This is a genomic window from Acanthopleuribacter pedis (assembly GCF_017377855.1).
Taxonomy (GTDB): domain Bacteria; phylum Acidobacteriota; class Holophagae; order Acanthopleuribacterales; family Acanthopleuribacteraceae; genus Acanthopleuribacter; species Acanthopleuribacter pedis.
This window is the reverse complement of sequence record NZ_JAFREP010000017.1, coordinates 16,180-31,492: the sequence shown is the minus strand read 5'-3', so window position 1 is coordinate 31,492 and position 15,313 is coordinate 16,180. Positions and strand designations below refer to the sequence as shown.

General features: G+C 55.7%; 11 protein-coding genes. 3 read left to right on the top strand and 8 right to left on the bottom strand.

Annotation, left to right across the window (positions count from 1 at the left end):
- Positions 1–48: 48 nt before the first annotated feature.
- The 4 genes from acpP to J3U88_RS18035 form a co-directional block, all read right to left on the bottom strand.
- Entirely contained in the window at positions 49–285 is a 237-nt protein-coding gene (gene acpP / locus J3U88_RS18050; RefSeq protein WP_207860334.1) for an acyl carrier protein, read from the bottom strand.
- Between the two features lie 58 nt (positions 286–343).
- Positions 344–1,078, bottom strand: coding sequence for a 3-oxoacyl-[acyl-carrier-protein] reductase (gene fabG / locus J3U88_RS18045; RefSeq protein ID WP_207860333.1), 735 nt, complete (start codon positions 1,076–1,078; stop codon positions 344–346).
- Between the two features lie 72 nt (positions 1,079–1,150).
- The gene (rpmF, locus tag J3U88_RS18040) at positions 1,151–1,333 is read right to left on the bottom strand and encodes a 50S ribosomal protein L32 (protein WP_207860332.1); all 183 of its coding nucleotides are present in this window, start codon (positions 1,331–1,333) and stop codon (positions 1,151–1,153) included.
- Between the two features lie 46 nt (positions 1,334–1,379).
- A complete protein-coding gene (locus tag J3U88_RS18035; RefSeq protein WP_207860331.1) occupies positions 1,380–1,805 on the bottom strand; it encodes a YceD family protein in 426 nt (141 codons plus the stop codon).
- Positions 1,806–2,702: 897 nt separating this feature from the next.
- Here J3U88_RS18035 and J3U88_RS18030 point away from each other — a divergent pair.
- Together J3U88_RS18030 and J3U88_RS18025 are read left to right on the top strand one after the other, a co-directional pair.
- The gene (locus J3U88_RS18030; protein WP_207860330.1) at positions 2,703–5,360 is read left to right on the top strand and encodes a BamA/TamA family outer membrane protein; all 2,658 of its coding nucleotides are present in this window, start codon (positions 2,703–2,705) and stop codon (positions 5,358–5,360) included.
- Between the two features lie 470 nt (positions 5,361–5,830).
- Positions 5,831–7,084 carry a sialidase family protein gene (locus J3U88_RS18025; RefSeq protein WP_207860329.1) on the top strand — a complete coding sequence of 418 codons (1,254 nt, stop codon included), beginning with the start codon at positions 5,831–5,833 and terminating at the stop codon, positions 7,082–7,084.
- A gap of 7 nt (positions 7,085–7,091) precedes the next feature.
- On the opposite strand, the gene J3U88_RS35360 is transcribed toward J3U88_RS18025, so the two are convergent.
- Positions 7,092–7,148, bottom strand: coding sequence for a helix-turn-helix domain-containing protein (locus J3U88_RS35360; protein WP_423842064.1), 57 nt, complete (start codon positions 7,146–7,148; stop codon positions 7,092–7,094).
- On the opposite strand from J3U88_RS35360, the gene J3U88_RS18020 reads away from it, so the two are divergent.
- Positions 7,138–7,629: an MFS transporter gene (locus J3U88_RS18020; protein ID WP_207860328.1), complete on the top strand. Its 492-nt coding sequence runs from the start codon at positions 7,138–7,140 to the stop codon at positions 7,627–7,629. The two genes, J3U88_RS35360 and J3U88_RS18020, sit on opposite strands and share 11 nt — an antisense overlap.
- A 262-nt stretch (positions 7,630–7,891) precedes the next feature.
- Here the strand turns inward: J3U88_RS18020 and J3U88_RS18015 are convergent, their stop codons facing one another.
- Genes J3U88_RS18015 through J3U88_RS18005 form a run of 3 tightly spaced genes read right to left on the bottom strand, consistent with a single transcriptional unit; the run spans position 7,892 to position 15,197 of the window.
- Positions 7,892–11,881 (bottom strand): DEAD/DEAH box helicase family protein, encoded by a 3,990-nt coding sequence (locus J3U88_RS18015; RefSeq protein WP_207860327.1) that lies wholly within the window; start codon positions 11,879–11,881, stop codon positions 7,892–7,894.
- The gene (locus tag J3U88_RS18010) at positions 11,872–13,188 is read right to left on the bottom strand and encodes a restriction endonuclease subunit S (protein ID WP_207860326.1); all 1,317 of its coding nucleotides are present in this window, start codon (positions 13,186–13,188) and stop codon (positions 11,872–11,874) included. The genes J3U88_RS18015 and J3U88_RS18010 overlap by 10 nt, the downstream gene beginning before the upstream one ends.
- Positions 13,185–15,197: a type I restriction-modification system subunit M gene (locus tag J3U88_RS18005; protein WP_207860325.1), complete on the bottom strand. Its 2,013-nt coding sequence runs from the start codon at positions 15,195–15,197 to the stop codon at positions 13,185–13,187. Before J3U88_RS18005 ends, J3U88_RS18010 begins: the two co-directional genes overlap by 4 nt.
- Positions 15,198–15,313: the final 116 nt, after the last annotated feature.

Below are 15,313 nucleotides of genomic sequence, written 5' to 3'. Positions count from 1 at the left end.
AATGGAAAATGGCGGGCAGGTGTTCTAAAAGCGGTCGCAAAACGCGGCTTAGCTGTTGCGAGCTTCGATAAATTTAACCGCATCACCGACGGTCTGAATTTTTTCAGCATCTTCATCGGGGATTTCAATTTCGAACTTTTCTTCAAGACGCATGATCAACTCAACGACATCCAAAGAATCAGCGCCGAGGTCGTCGACAATCATGGATTCCATGCTGATCTGACCCTCTTCCACTTCCAATTCTTCAGCGATCACCACTTTTACTTGTTCGAAAATGTCTGACATAACTTCCTCCCAGGGAATAGCTCTTTTGCAAATTTCATGGCCGACGTCGGTCCAGCCGTCACATGTAAAGTCCCCCGTCGACGGTGAGTACCTGACCGGTGACATAAGCCGCCCCTTCGCTTGCGAGGTACGCAACAGCGTGGGCAATGTCGTCCGGTTGACCCATTCGACCGAGTGGCACCTGCTCCATAAACGCGGACGTGACCTGATCGGAAAGATCACCGGTCATGTCGGTTTCGATGTAGCCTGGAGCAACAGCATTGACGGTAATGGCGCGCGAACCCACTTCTTTAGCGAGTGATTTCGTGACACCTACCAGACCGGCCTTGGAAGCCGCGTAATTGGCTTGGCCGGCGTTCCCCATCAACCCCACAACGGAGGTGATGTTGATAATTCGTCCCCAGCGTTGTTTCATCATGGGGCGCAGAACCGCTTGGCTCAGAAAAAAAGCGCCGCGCAAGTTGGTGTTCACAACGCTGTCGAAGGCTTCCGGTTTAATTCGGGCCATCAAGTTATCGGCGGTGATTCCGGCGTTGTTGACCAACACGTGGAGCCCACCGTGAGCGGTTGTAATCTCTTTGATCACATTTTTGAAGGAATCAGTGGCCTGAACATCCAATTGGACCGGCTTCGCTTGGAAACCGTCGGCACAGATTGCGTCGGCTACCGAGGTAATCTTTTCGAGGTTTCGGCTCGCAACCAAAACCAAAAAACCTTCGGCTGCCAACCGGCGACAAATGGCGCGGCCAATCCCTTGGGAGCCGCCGGTTACAAGTGCAACTTTGGAATTCATGGGTTTGCTCTCAATGTGATGGATGATGGACGGGGGCGGGCCCCCGCCTTAGAATGGGGCAAGGGTCTCGACCTAGTCTTCTTCGACAGCAACAACCTGCTTGCCGCCGAACCAACCGCAAGAACCGCAAACGCGGTGCGGGCGTACCAGCTCACCACAGTTTGAACAGTTGGTGGTGGCGGTGGCGGTCAGTGCGTGGTGAGAACGACGTTGGCGTTGACGCCGTTTCGACGTTTGGCGCTTGGGGTTTGCCATGACAATAGCTCCTTGAAATCTTAACTTCGCGAAAAGGAAAAAACGCTCAAGTATCGAGGTACTTGGACAACACCGAAAAAGGTGAGGCCGGTTCGGATTCTTCCTGGTGTTCTTGGTTTGACATCTTGCAGGAAGAATCATCTTCCTCGTGACGGGGGTAGGTGGGACATTCCAATTCGATGGCTTCTCCCACAAACTGCTCCTCGTCGAAGGCGGGTTCACTAATAAAACGGATGTTCATTTCGTCGTTGCCGAGAACGACATGACCCTCTTCGGGTCGACCCGTCCGCAAGGATACCCAATCGGCGTGTTCCACCGGGATCTGCAGCGCTTGACCGCAGCGAATACAAGGGATTTCAACGTTGGCTTTCACTTCGTATTTGACGACGTACCCCATGGGGTCCGTGCGAATTCGAAACGAACAGGTAACATCATGAAACTCGGCGATGCCCGACGATGTCTCCCACGTCATTCGTTCCCACTCACAATCTCGGTTGAGTGGTTTGTCCGATTGAAGGGTGGCCAGATTGATCACAGTATCCCCCGACCCGGCAGCGAAACACTTCATTATAGGAAATCGCTTTCTCCTGTCAATCACCAAGGTGAATTTCCAACAAGAAATCCACTTGGATCACAGACGATCCCCTAAAAAGCGCCGCGGCGCGGATCCGTTTTCCCGGTTTTTCCGGTTTCACCCCCCCCCGCGGCCGTACCGCCCGCCGAGGCGGGTTCAACCTAAGAAGCACGATAACTCGCGGTGATTTTAGCGAAACTTCTGCGCTGCAACGGCCTGCAAACATGCTCACCGCACCCGGCGGGTGCGCCTCCGCTTTTTCCAAACCATTTTGCTCCAGATCTTTAGCCAAAACCCCTCACTCTTATCGAGCCGCTTAGGTTTCAAGCAACAAGGCGCGGGGCGAAACCCCAACCGCCGTCCGCATCCAGGATGCGAGACATTAGCCGGCCATTGTACGAAAAACAGGTCGTTTTTACCAGCCCTCCCGCCAATTTCTCAGCGCCGCAAGGGATTTCACGGCGTTGCGAAGGATTTCGCGGGTTGGCAACACCAACTGAAAGGCATGCTAGCACCGCTTCTCGCGCGGCTTGGCGCCAAAGCACCCGAGGCTTGTTTGCCACGACCGCGAGTACCGTTCCCGCGACTTTTGCCAAAAAAGCGCGCCCGGGAAGAAGATGCGGCCCGCCTGTTGTTCTCGAAGCATGGGATACTAGACTGATCGGTTTAGGCTGATGCGCATGACATTCGGCCCATTTGCTCGGGCCACCACCGATTTTCCAAGCCGTTCGGTCCGGCATGACCTTTGCCTCTCACTTTCCCCCGTATGGATTTTTTCATTTAAGGAACCTCGCGATGTTTCAACAACGCCCCTTTCTTTCGCCCACCAGGCTCCTCTGCACGGTCCTGGTCGGCATCTTGCTCACACCGGCGCTGCTTGCCGGCGATACCCTCCCCGCCTGGGTCGGCCTCAACGACGGCCAAACCGGCCTGCTGGAACTCAGCGTCCCCGCCGACCTCAAAAAGACGCCGCCTGACCGCGCCGACCTGACCCATATTATTGTACGGGTCGACGCCGACTGGCGCCCCGACTGGAAACAGGCCGCCTTCGACCTAAAGGCCCTAATTGTTGCCGCCAAGGCCAAATCGCAACGGGCGCAAGTGGGCATCCACGCCTCGGAAGCCCAGCTTAACGGGCTGATGCAACACGAGACCGCCGCCTACATCGACGGTTATCTGTTTGACGAGGATCCTTTCATTCCCGATGCGGACGATACCGGCCGGCTGTGGCAGGAAGTGGACGTCCCCACCACCCAGGTGTTGACCACCCTGGTCGAAGCCTCCTCGCTCAGCATCAACACGGTGGTTTTCAAAAACCTGAATCTCAGCCCGGCCCACCAACGGTTCCTGGAAGCGATCGACGCCCTCGATACCGGGAGCCTCGACACCCAACCCACCTTTGCCAACATGCCGGCGGAAGAGGCGCTGCTTTTCTTGAATCCCGGCAGTGGCGACTACCAGCTCGCGGTTTACGGCGACGCGGAAGCCGACCGACTCTTTTCCTTTCGCTTGGTAGAGGGCTTGGAAGTCTCCCTGCTCCATCCTGAGAATGGCGACTATCGCCACAAAAGTTACGGCACGCTCCAGGAGTTTTTCCTCGCCAAAGGTGAGCACTACTATCTTTTCCAGTTACGCCCCGCTTCACCCGGCCCCACCCTCGAGACCTTGAAAATTGTCGAGGCCAAATCGGTCGACCCTTACGAGTTGGTCGTTCGCAATCAGGTCTTTAAAGATGCAGAAAGCAAAAAGTTCTCGTCCATGGAAGCCCTGGAAAAAAAGAACTATCGCTACCAAGGTCCCAGCGGCGCCACCATCGACGTCACCTTTTACGAGGACCTGATCATGCGTGCCGACCAACCTACCGAGCGCATTCGCCGCGCTTTGTATTTCGGCGGCGTGAAGTGGCCTTACGAAAAGTTGCCCGACCTGCCGCTGATCGAACCCGACAAGCTGGACAAAGAACCCTTGCAGATCGACCTCGACAAGTCCTACGAATACACCTACGCGGGCGAGGACACCATCGACGGTGCCAAAACCTGGCGGGTCCGCTTTAAACCCAAGGGGGAAGGCGATTTCTTCACGGGCACGGTCTGGATCGACCAAGAAACCGGCGCCCACCGCCGCCTGCGCGCTACGCAAAGCGGGCTGGAACCCCCGGTGATCGGCAATGAAACCACCGCCTTTTTTGATTGGGTCGCGGTCGACGGCACACGCTACTGGGTGCAGGTACGCGAGGAGAACTTGCAGGTACTCAGCGTGGTGGGCGAAACCATCCCCCTCCAGGTTGAAACCCGACGCGAAAACTTTCGTTTCGACCAAGAAGACCTGGAAACCCGTTTGGCGCAAGCTTACTTGGAGGACTGGGTTATCCTGCGCGATACGGCGCAAGGGTTCCGGTACCTTAAGAAAAAGGACGGCCGACGCGAGGTCGTTCAGGAAACCACACCACCACAGCGCTTTTTGCTGGGCGGTGTGTTGATGGATCCCAATTTCGATTTCCCGCTGCCCCTTGGCGGCTTTAACTATATTGACTTGGACTTCCTCGACCGCGGCTGGCAAGCCAACTTCTTCGTAGCGGGTTTGGTCAACGACGCCATCATCTCCAACCCCGACTTTCTGGGTCGTGGCTGGGACTTGACCGCGGAGCTGTTTGTCTCCGCGATCAAGTTCGGCGATGAGGTGTACCAAGGCGACGAGGAGATTGAGGAAGAAGAGGTTCAATCGCTCAATCAGTCCTTTAACCTAACGCTCGGCATCCCCATCAACAGTTTTTTCAAGTTCTCGGCCAACTACGCGGTGGCCACGCGATCCTACGACACCGCGGACGACACAGCCGAGGCATTCGTGTTGCCGAGCGATCACTTGGAGCACTCCGGCACCCTGGGCCTGACCTTCAACCGCGGCCGTTTCGTTTCGGCGCTGGCATATTCGACGGCCACGCGCAGCGAGTGGGAGACCTGGGGCCTGCCTGACAATACCGATCCCCTGGAGGACACTTGGTCGACCTTGCAATTCGACGCCAGCTACAGCCACCGTTTCAAAGGGTTCCACTCGGTTCAAGCCGACGTGCGATACCTCAAGGGTTGGGACCAGGACCGCTTCTCCCGTTTCGATTTCGGCTTTTTCGAGAATTCGGTTTCCGGTTTTGGTTCGTCGGGGATTGAGGCCGACGAGGCGGTTCGTCTGCGTTTGGGTTACGACCTGGGCGTGGCGGAACTGATCCAGCTCGGTTTCTCGCTTGACGGCGCCCGTACCTGGCGGGACGAGTTCTTGGCCGACGGCTCGGTGGTCCGCGCGGATCCGGTTGATTTGTACGGCATCGGCGTCAGCGTTAACTTCATCGGTCCGTGGCGCACGGTCTTGCGCGCCAACGTCGGTTACGGCATCGACGCGGATCTTGAGGACGAGGCGGGCGACTTCACGGGTCAGATCTTGTTCCTCAAAATCTTCTGATGAGGATGGTTTGAGGCTTGGTTTTTTTTGAGGGTGGCGAAGGCCGCCCTCTTTCGTTTTGGGATGGGGCGGATGGGAGGGCTTCGGTGGGGCGGGGCTTGGTATTCGGTATTTCTCAGGATATGGGGCTATTTACAGGATAGGCGATTGAGCTTTACCTGCTTGGTTTTGCCTGTTCCGCTTGGGATGAATGGGTCCACCTGGGACCTTGGGCTTTGATAGAGACCTTGTTTCGTACCCGCATCGCTTGAATCATTGAGGAACAACCGCCGGCCCGCACACCGACGTTACCCCTTCATCCGCGTTGGGTACCGGCAACCAAGGGCACCCACAATCATCCGCATCCCGTCATCCTCCATCCGTGTTGTCTGATCCACCAGACATGTCAGACCAAACACCAATGCATGGGGTATGATGAGCGAGCCCGTCGTCGGGTTGTTTCGATTATTGGTCTAAGAGGCTGCCCAACCATGAAACGTTCTTCATTAATAATGATCCTGATGGCTTTGTTTCTTTTTTTGGGGGCACCGGTTATGGCCGGCTCCAAACCTTCCGAACGACAGAGTGGCCAGGTTTCCGCCGTCCCGTTTAACGCCTCCAGCGAAGCCCGTGTTCCCTTTTTTAGCCGCCACGGCGACGAACGCCTGATGAGTTGGGCTGAGAAACACGCACAAGGCGGCACCCTGTTTTTTGCCAAGTGGGATCATGAGAAACGCCAATTCGGACCGCCCGTTCAAGGCCCGAAACGCGACATGATGCTGGTGAACTGGGCCGATTATCCCCGTTTGCAGCCCGGACCCAAATTTTGGGTTTGGGTCTGGCCGGAATTTATTTCGATGAAACACCAGTATGCCTATGGCCTGCGCTTCGCACGCTCGTTCGATCAAGGCCGTACCTGGTCCGAATCGCAATGGCTCCATGAGGATCAAGCACCGGTGGAACACGGTTTTGTTTCGATGGCAACCCTGGCCGACGGACGCATCGCCGCGATTTGGTTGGACGGCCGCGCCATGCCGGCGCAGCCCAAGGAAGGCGGCGGACACGAACACCACGCCGAGGAACACGGCGACATGCAGTTGCGTTTCCGCATCATCGGCAAGCAAACACTGAGCCCGGAACAACTATGGGATGACCGTACCTGCGAATGTTGCGGCACCGATTTGGTTCGTTTGGAAAACGGGGATCTGGTCGCGGCCTACCGCAATCGAGACAAAAACGAAATTCGCGACATCCACTTCATCCGCTACCGCGCGGGCATAGCCGAAAAAATGACGGCCGCCTTTAATGAACAATGGAACATCCAAGGCTGCCCGGTCAACGGCCCCGCCCTCGCCGCTCACGGAAACCGCATCGCAACAGCCTGGTTCTCAGGCAAAGACGACGGCACCATCGGCGTCGCAATGAGCGACAACAGCGGCACCTCCTGGCACAAGATCCACACCGGTGAAAAAAACCAAAGTGGCCGCACCGACCTCCTTTTCACCCAAGACGGCCTCTGGGCAAGCTGGGTCCAAGAAACAGAAAGCGGTCTTCGCCTCTGGGTTCGTCCGTTCGAGGGTCGGGCAAAACAAACCCAAACACACCTGCTCCCACACTGGGACATCCCGTTCCCCGGCGGTCGCGGCAGCGGCTTTCCGCAAATCGAAATCCTACCGGACAAAACCCTGCTGGCCGCATTCGTCGAACCAGGCAAAGGCATAAAAATCCTATCTTTAAATAAGTAAACCCGGGTTAAAGCCCCCACTTTTTCATTTTTCGCCATAGGGTGGAACGGCTCATGCCCAGCATGTCGGCGGCGCGGCCGCGGTTGCCGGCGACCTTGTCCGTCGCGGCGGCGGCGCTGTTCACCATGCAGCTCAGCGCCTTGTGGTTCAAATTACCCCGGGGCGCCGGTCCCAACCTGCTGCCTTCCCGTCATTGGCCGGCACCCGATCCCGAGTTGGCGCAAAGCGACGACGACGGCCCGGTTCAGGTATTGATTACCTACGCGGTCGCGGAAAATCAGGAAGCGGCCTTCTTCCAAGCGGCGGAAGCGGTGCGCAAGATGCGCCTGCGTTCCGGTGCCTTTGGCTGGCGGGTTTACCGCGACCCGGACCGTTCGGGCTGCTTGGTGGCGTCGTTTTTTAACCGCAACTGGGTCGACCACCTGCGCTTACACGAGCGGGTCACGGAGGATGATCGCCTGGTACAGGACCGGTTAAACGCGTTCCACCAGGGTGACGACCCGCCCAAGGTGGTGCATTTAATCGGCAAAACGCGGCCGGATTGATGCTTTCGACCAGCGCGCAATTCTCACAAGGATTCGTCGCAAGAAGCTGAAAGCCTTGTGAGTACGAAGAAAACGACCGAGCGACGGCACAGGGGTGCCCACAATCGGCATTGGATAAATCCGCCTCAACGCACATAGGGTCCTCCCAAAGGCAAGTAACCGGATTAGCGACGGTTCATTGAAGCGGATCGGCAAGTCGCCGTGCCTTTTCAACCGAAAGACGCCGTCAGCACCAGGCCGTTCACCCAGCAGATGCACTGTTTCATCCGAGAACCCCGCGAAACTCCCCGATGGCGCGCAGGCCTTCCGCTTCTTCCTCCGTAAAAACCATCTCTTCAAATTCTGGATTTTTCGGTGCCAGGGTGATGCGTGTATTGTGCAACGTACCCTCTTCGTTTGCCTGCTTCTCGCTTCGGTAAATTTTGAGCGTGTACCGTCCGCCGTGTTCCGGGTCCGTGTGATCCCGCAAGGCGATCAGCAGCGTTTTGTTGTTTTTGCTTGCGCCTTGGATCGGGGCAAACAAACACAAGCTGCCGTCGGCGACCGTGGGTTCCATCGAGCGCCCGTGAACTTCCGCCGCAAACCAGCCCTTGCCGATTTTGCGGTTGACCTTAACCCAGGTCGTCGCTTCATTGAGTTCGGCCAGGCCCGTGTCTTGGGATTCACTGAAAAGGCCCGCCGCCGCGCGCAGGTCGACCTTGGGCACGCAGGTGGTAAAGCGCTGGTCTTGCGGTGGATGCGTTACCAGTTCAAGCGCTGCCGGCTTTTTCTTTTTCTTCGCCTTGGCTGGGTTTGCTTCACGCGATTTATTGGCGTAGTTAAGCTCCCAGTAGGTCGGGAACCGTTGCCGAATAAAATCGCTCAATTCTTCCTTGGGCACAATGCGCGAGGACGGCCCCGTGCGCACGTACAAATCGCCGTCCGCGTTTTTTTGCAGCTTTTTCCATTTCAGGAACACCGGGTCCACCGCCGGCTTGCACAACACCCGGCAGATCGTTTTGTTTTCCATCGCCCGATATTCCGCGTTAATGTCTTGCGCCGCGAAGGTTCCCAGATGGTTCTGCACCTTCTCCGCCAAAAACAAACCAAACTTATCGTTGTCTTCAAACTGGTCCAGTTCAATGCCCAGCAATTTGCCGTCGTCGTCGACCCCGATAAACAGGTGGCCGCCCTCCGAGTTCATAAAAGCCGCGATGCTTTTCAAGCAGGAATGAATCATCACATCGTCTTTGCGGCCCTCGCGAAGGTTCCAGCGCAGCGTCGACTTGAACTCGACCTTTTTCCCCTCGTGCCCCTTAATTTGGCGGCGCCATTCGTGCAACGGATCGAGCACCAGGTTGTTCATGATGCGCGACGCCAGTTCCTCGCCGTAACTCGCCACCAGCACTTGGTCGAGAAACGCCTTGTTTTCCGTGCTGTGTTCAATCACCTTGTCTTCAAACAGCTGTTTGAACGCCAGCGCGTACTTGTTTTTGTCTTCCGCGTTGGCCCGTTCCGCGTTTTCCAGGCTGAAATCCGTGACCATCTCGTTGACCACCGCCGCAAGGATCGCCACCGCGCCCGCCGGCGTTTCGCCCAACCCGAATTTTTGGTTCAGATCCTCCAGAATGGTCGACAGTTCCTGTTCGATATCTTCGCGACCTTGGCCCCGTTCGCCCGGCCCCGCCACCGGTTCGACCGTCGCGTTTTTCTTTTCCGGTGTCAGGGGGACCTGTTGTTTGCGGCGCAGGTTGTAGGTTTTGATGTTGACCTGATCCAAAATCGCCGTCGGCATTTCTTCTCGCGTGACCGGCAGCTTGCGCGCCAGATCGCGCACGAAGTAATAGAGTTTCTCCAAACCTGTTTCCGCGTAATCGAACAGTTGCCCCAAAAAACTGTACAGCTTGACGTAATCCCGCACCACGCCCTTGAATTCTTTTTGGCGCGCTTCCTCCAACGCCAGGTAGCGCTCCACCACCGCGTCCAAAACCGCGTTGAGTTTGCCCACCGCGCGGGTGTCCGCTTTTTTGGCGGTCAACAGGATCTGGTTGTAGCGGCCGATATCGTCCTCATCAAAAATTTGGAAACCCAACAACTCGTTTTCCAAATCGAACAGTTGGTTGCGGTCCGTCGCCCTCGCCAAGCGCGTCTGTTGGTAGTGCTGCTGGAAAAACGCCAGAATCTCGGCCCCGTCGTTGGCAAAATCCAGCACAAAGGTTTCCTCTTTGCCGGGATGCATGCGGTTCAGCCGAGACAGCGTTTGCACCGCCGCCACGCCCGACAGCTTTTTGTCCACGTACATGGTGTGCAACAGCGGCTGGTCAAAACCCGTTTGAAACTTGTTGGCCACCACCATAAACCGATAGTCGTCCCCTTTGAACGTCTCCACGGTGCGGCTGTCCGGGAAGCCGTTCAGTTGGGCCTCGGTGAACGCCTTGCCCGACTTCGGATCCGTGACCTTGTCGGTGAACGCAACCAGCGCCTTGAAGGGCAACCCGCGTTCCTTCAAATAGCCGCGCAAGGCCTGAATGTAGCGCACCGCGTGCAGCCTGGAACGGGTCACGATCATCGCCTTGGCGCGGTTGTGGATGCGGTGCGCGGTGTGGTTGGCGAAATGGTCCACCATAATTTCCACTTTTTTGCGAATCGCGTGGGGGTGCAGTTCCACGAACTTCACCAACAGAGAACCCGCCTTGCCCGCCTGGTAACGGGGATCCTCTTCGATGGTTTTGGTCAGTTCCCAATAACTCTGGTAGGTGGTGTAGTTGGCCAAAACGTCCATGATAAACCGTTCTTCCACGGCCTGGCGCATGCTGTACAGGCTGAAGGCTTGGAAACTGCCGTCGCTTTGTTGCTCGCCGAAAAGTTCGAGGGTGCGTTTTTTGGGTGTGGCCGTAAACGCGAAGACCGAGGTGTTGGCCGCTTGGCGCCGCGCCTCCGCTTCCCGCAACACGCGGTCTTCCAGCGTGTTTTGTGCCGCCGTTTCCAGCGCCTCAGCCTCGGCCAGGTCGCCCAGCACCTTGCGCACGCTTTTGCTTGTTTCACCGTCTTGGGAACTGTGCGCCTCGTCGATGATGATCGCGAAGCGTCTGCCCGGCGTGGCCCGTGCCTCGTCCTCAATCACGGGGAACTTCTGCTGGGTGGTGACGATGATGTTTTTGCCGTCGCTAATGGCCTGGCGCAATTGCCGTGAGGTTTGGTCGATGTTCTCGACCTGGCCGTTAAACCGCTGCATGCCGCCGATGGTGTTTTGGAGCTGGCGGTCGAGCACGCGGCGGTCGGTTAACACCACAATCGTGTGGAACACGCGTTCGCCCTGGTCGTCGAAAAGTTGCGCCAGGCGAAGTGCCAGCCAGGCGATTGTGTAGCTTTTGCCGCTGCCCGCGCTGTGTTGAATCAAGTAACGTTTGCCCGGTCCTTGTTGGCCCGCGTCCGCGATCAGGCGGCGCACCGCGTCGCGCTGATGGTAGCGGGGAAAGATCAGGTCGCCTTTGCCGGCCCGGCCTTTTTTGTCTTCCTTGCGATGGATAAACCGATCAACCAGTTCCAACACGCTGTCGGGTGTCCACAGGTCCTCCCACAGATAGGCCGTGCGCAAGTCGTTGGGGGTGGGCGGGTTGCCCGCGCCGAATTGGTGGCCGCGGTTGTAGGGGAGGAACTGGGTTTTTTGTTTGGCGAGGACCGTGGTGACGTAGGCTAAATCCGTGTCCACCGCGAAATGGGCCAGGCAGCGTGCCGGCGCATAAAGGCCGCCGCTCGGGTTGCGGTCGTTTTTGAACTGAAGCAGGCCGTGTTTCACGTTTTGCCCACTGGTTTGGTTTTTGAGTTCCACCGTGAACAGCGGCAGGCCGTTGAGGAAAAGAACCAAGTCGGGGACTTCGCCTTTGTCGGTAACGAGCTGACGGATCAGCGAGAAGCAGTTGGCGGCGTAGGCGTGTTGTTCGGCGGGGTTTTTGTTGGTGCGCGGTTTAAAAGCGGCCAGTCGGAAGCTTTCGCCACAGGCGCGCACCTTGTGGCGCAACACGTGGAGCGCGCCGTGTTTGGCGAGGTCGCGGCTAACGCGGTCGAGGATCACTTGGGCGGGGCGGGTCTCGCGTTTTTGCGCCTTGGCCCATGCCGCGGGTTGGGTAGCGCGGATGAAATTAAGGAGGAGCGCGCTGTCGAGACAAAGCTGTTCGTCGTAGTGGGCCGGCAGCCGTTTGCTGTAGCCGTTTCGGATCAGCGCGGCTTCGATGGCGGCCTCAAAGTCGGTTTCATCCGGTGTTAGGGACATGGGTCCGGCTCCTCGGCGCTAACATCAATCTGACCGGTCACCGCCGCGGTAATCAGCGCCTGCCTGTATTCTTTGAGAAGAGCGATTTGCTTTTCTATCAGTTGTTTAGCTTGATCTGAATGATTGAGCTTATCATCGAGGAAACTCAAAATAGCAAACTGTTCCTTTTTCGGAGGGAGAACAATGGGTGCATGTTTAATGTTTGTGGATGATATTGAAGCTAAGTTGGTACTTCTTACCGCTTTCCCTTGAAAATATCGCTTTAGGTAGTTGGTTTGAGTGGTAATAGATATCCAAGTGGATAAAGATCGGTCATATAAACGTACAGCAAAAACATGATTTTGATGTAGGCATTTCTCAATCTCTTCATTCCAAACAGCACCTCTCCCGAGTTTGTCGTAATCGCCACCTTCATTCATTAGTACGTCACCTTTTTTTAAGGCGTAGCGAAGGGCATCATTGGTAGGCACGTTTACTGTTTTCATTTTTTCGAGGTTCAAAAATCCATCTTGAACATTGGCAACTCTTAGATAGGGGTAGGGCGTTGTTTCACGATCTCCATAATTTTTTCCAATCGCTAAACCAGAACGAATACGTCCAAGGCGTTTTAGTTTAATTACCTGCCAATGAGCGGGGATGTCGCCAAGCCAATCGATGCCGGAGTTTTTCATGGGGACATCGGGATCCAGTCCTTTGGTGACGGCTTGCGTAACAAGCGCCTGCCGTTGCTCCTCAAGCAACCCAATCAAGCGCTCCTTCTTCTCAATCAACCCATCAATCACCATTGTTTTTCTATTTAAGAACTCTACTATTGACGCTTGGTCTTGTAGGGTAGGGTAAGCGATTGGTATCTCGCCTAAAGTGCTCATTCCAATGTTCTGTTGTGTCCCGTAATTCCAGTTTTTTCTAACCTCATCCTGAAAGTCTTTGGAGTTGATGTAGTAAAAGAGATAGCGAGGTAGAAAGTTATGGTTGCTTCTGATTGCGGCTAGTGGAGACCAGATATTGAAATCAATGCAGACTTCTGCTATGGCTGCATTGCCAGTTGTTGCTCCAGACTTGACTATGAAAATGTCATTTTTCTGAGGTTTGAACTTCTTTGAATATCTTTTGTGATCTTTAAGGCTAATATACCCTCTGACATTAGAAAAACTTATCTTTCCATTTTTAATGGCTTCAGCGGAAACAAAAGGGATTCCCTTGGCAATAAGTTGAGGTGTCTCGTGTGGCCCATCGGTTATTTTAATTGAGGTGGAATATTTCAAGCGTATCATGCTGGCTGTATGTTTGTTTGATTTTTCTTTCAAAATAGCGCCTTTCTTACTAAGGTACTTATTTCTCTATCCAGGCTGCGTATTTCATCTCTGATTTCGCCCAATGGCCTTATAGGAATATATTCATAAAAATATCGGCTAAACGGAATCTCCCAGCCCTTTTTCTCTTTGCTCCAATCGATCCAAGCATCGGGTACATGGGGCAACACTTCCCGCTCAAAATAGGCTTCGATATCCTCGGTCAAAGGCACGTTTTCCGTATCCCGCAATTCCGGGTCCGGCTCCGCTTCGCCTTTGCTGTTCCGGCAGATGGCGGCCGTTTCATCCCGCTCGCCCAAGCACTCCAAAATCGCTTTTTTCACCGGTGCCTTTAGCGTCAGTTTGCGTTGCTTCAGGGCTTCCTTCAACTGTTTTTCAAATACCGCGCGGTCCATAATCCACGCGTCCGGCAAGGTGCCCAGCGCCCTCAGGATGCTTTCTTGCAACAGCCGGCCCGCTTCTTCTTCCACCTTTTGCTGACCCGGGTTTTTTTTCTTGCTCACCGCCAAACCGGCAAATGCCTTGTGCTCCCGCAGCAGCGCCAAATGGGTTTCATCCGCGCGGAACTTCAAGCGCAACGGCCGCTCAACCGTGATTTTGTGGTACCCGAATGCGTCGCGGTCAAAAATTTTACTGTTTTCGTTTTCTTCAAAGGCCGTGTACAGAGCGACGATCTGTTCGATTTGCGCGTTGGAAAGCTCGCGCCTTTTGTCGCCCAAGCTTTTGCGCATCGGTTGCCAAAAGGCCTCGCCCGACGCATGGATCAACTGTACCTTGCCTTCGCGCGGTGTGCCCGCTTTCTTGCTGCTGAGGATCCACACGTAGGTGGCGATGCCCGTGTTGTAGAACAACTGCTCCGGCAACGCCACGATCGCCTCCACCAAATCCTGTTCCAGCAGGAAACCCCGGATCTCGCTTTCGCCGCTGCCCGCGTCGCCGGTGAACAACGGCGAACCATTCATAATCACCGCCAAACGCCCGCCACCGCGATAGGCGGGGCGGATGTGGTGCGCCATGTGCAGCAAAAACAACAATTGCCCGTCGTTAATGCGCGGCAGGCCCGGCGAGAAACGGCTGCCCTCCCGCGCTGCTTCTTTTTTCACCGCGGCTTGATCGCCTTTCCAATCTTTGCCGTAGGGCGGGTTGGCAATCAAATAGTCAAACACCTTGCCCTCGTGCTGATCCTCCGCCAAGGTGCTGCCGAATTTGATGTTCTCCGCGTCCCGGCCGTCCGTGCTCTGCATGAACAAATCCGATTTGCAGATGGCAAAGGTCTCGGGATTCACTTCCTGGCCATAAAAGTAAAACCGCGCGCCCAATCCCATTTCCTCGGCCAGGTCGCGGGTGATGGTGAGCATTCCCCCCGTCCCACAGCAGGGATCGCAGATTTCGCAGATTTTGCCCGCCTGCTGAAGTTTTTCCCGGTCCGGTTCCAGCAGCAGCCGGGCCATCAGCCGCACCACATCGCGCGGCGTGAAGTGTTCCCCCGGATTTTCGTTGGTTGCCTCGTTGAATTTGCGGATCAGCTCCTCGAAGACACTGCCCATCGCGTGGTTGTCCAGCACATCGGGGTGGAGGTCGATTTGGTTAAAGCGTTCCATCACCTTAAACAGCAGGCCGGCCTCTTCCAGCTTGGAGATCGTGTTGAGGAAGTCAAAGCGTACAATGACCTCGCGCATGTTGCGTGAGAAACCTTGGATGTAGCTACTTAAGTTGGCTTCCAGGTTATCGCCGTCGGCGAGCAGGCTCTCAAAGTCGTAGTTGGACACGTTGTAAAAGGCGAAACCCGATGCTTGTTGGAGAACCTTGGCGAGTTTGTCCTCGGACAAGGATTCCCGAAAGGTTTGGTATTTGCTGAAAACGGCTTTGCGTTTGGGTTTCAGCACGCAGTCGATGCGGCGAAGGACGGTAAAGGGAAGGATGACGTCTTGGTACTTACCACGTTTGAACGAATCCCGAATGAGGTCGGCAACACCCCAAATAAAGCTGGCGATATCCGGCAAAAAAGAATCCTCTCGGTTCAGGGCCCGGCGGGGCGGAAAACCATATGTTTTTTATTCGCACAAAAGTAATACGCGTAGGGTGGGGGCGTCAATCAGAATCCGGGCGACGCGCACCC

What these genes read in the sequence shown, in the direction of transcription:
- acpP (WP_207860334.1), bottom strand. Translation starts at nt 285, where the DNA reads ATGTCAGACATTTTCGAACAAGTAAAAGTGGTGATCGCTGAAGAATTG.
- fabG (WP_207860333.1), bottom strand. Translation starts at nt 1,078, where the DNA reads ATGAATTCCAAAGTTGCACTTGTAACCGGCGGCTCCCAAGGGATTGGC.
- rpmF (WP_207860332.1), bottom strand. Translation starts at nt 1,333, where the DNA reads ATGGCAAACCCCAAGCGCCAAACGTCGAAACGGCGTCAACGCCAACGT.
- J3U88_RS18035 (WP_207860331.1), bottom strand. Translation starts at nt 1,805, where the DNA reads ATGACGTGGGAGACATCGTCGGGCATCGCCGAGTTTCATGATGTTACC.
- J3U88_RS18030 (WP_207860330.1), top strand. Translation starts at nt 2,703, where the DNA reads ATGTTTCAACAACGCCCCTTTCTTTCGCCCACCAGGCTCCTCTGCACG.
- J3U88_RS18025 (WP_207860329.1), top strand. Translation starts at nt 5,831, where the DNA reads ATGAAACGTTCTTCATTAATAATGATCCTGATGGCTTTGTTTCTTTTT.
- J3U88_RS18020 (WP_207860328.1), top strand. Translation starts at nt 7,138, where the DNA reads ATGCCCAGCATGTCGGCGGCGCGGCCGCGGTTGCCGGCGACCTTGTCC.
- J3U88_RS18015 (WP_207860327.1), bottom strand. Translation starts at nt 11,881, where the DNA reads ATGTCCCTAACACCGGATGAAACCGACTTTGAGGCCGCCATCGAAGCC.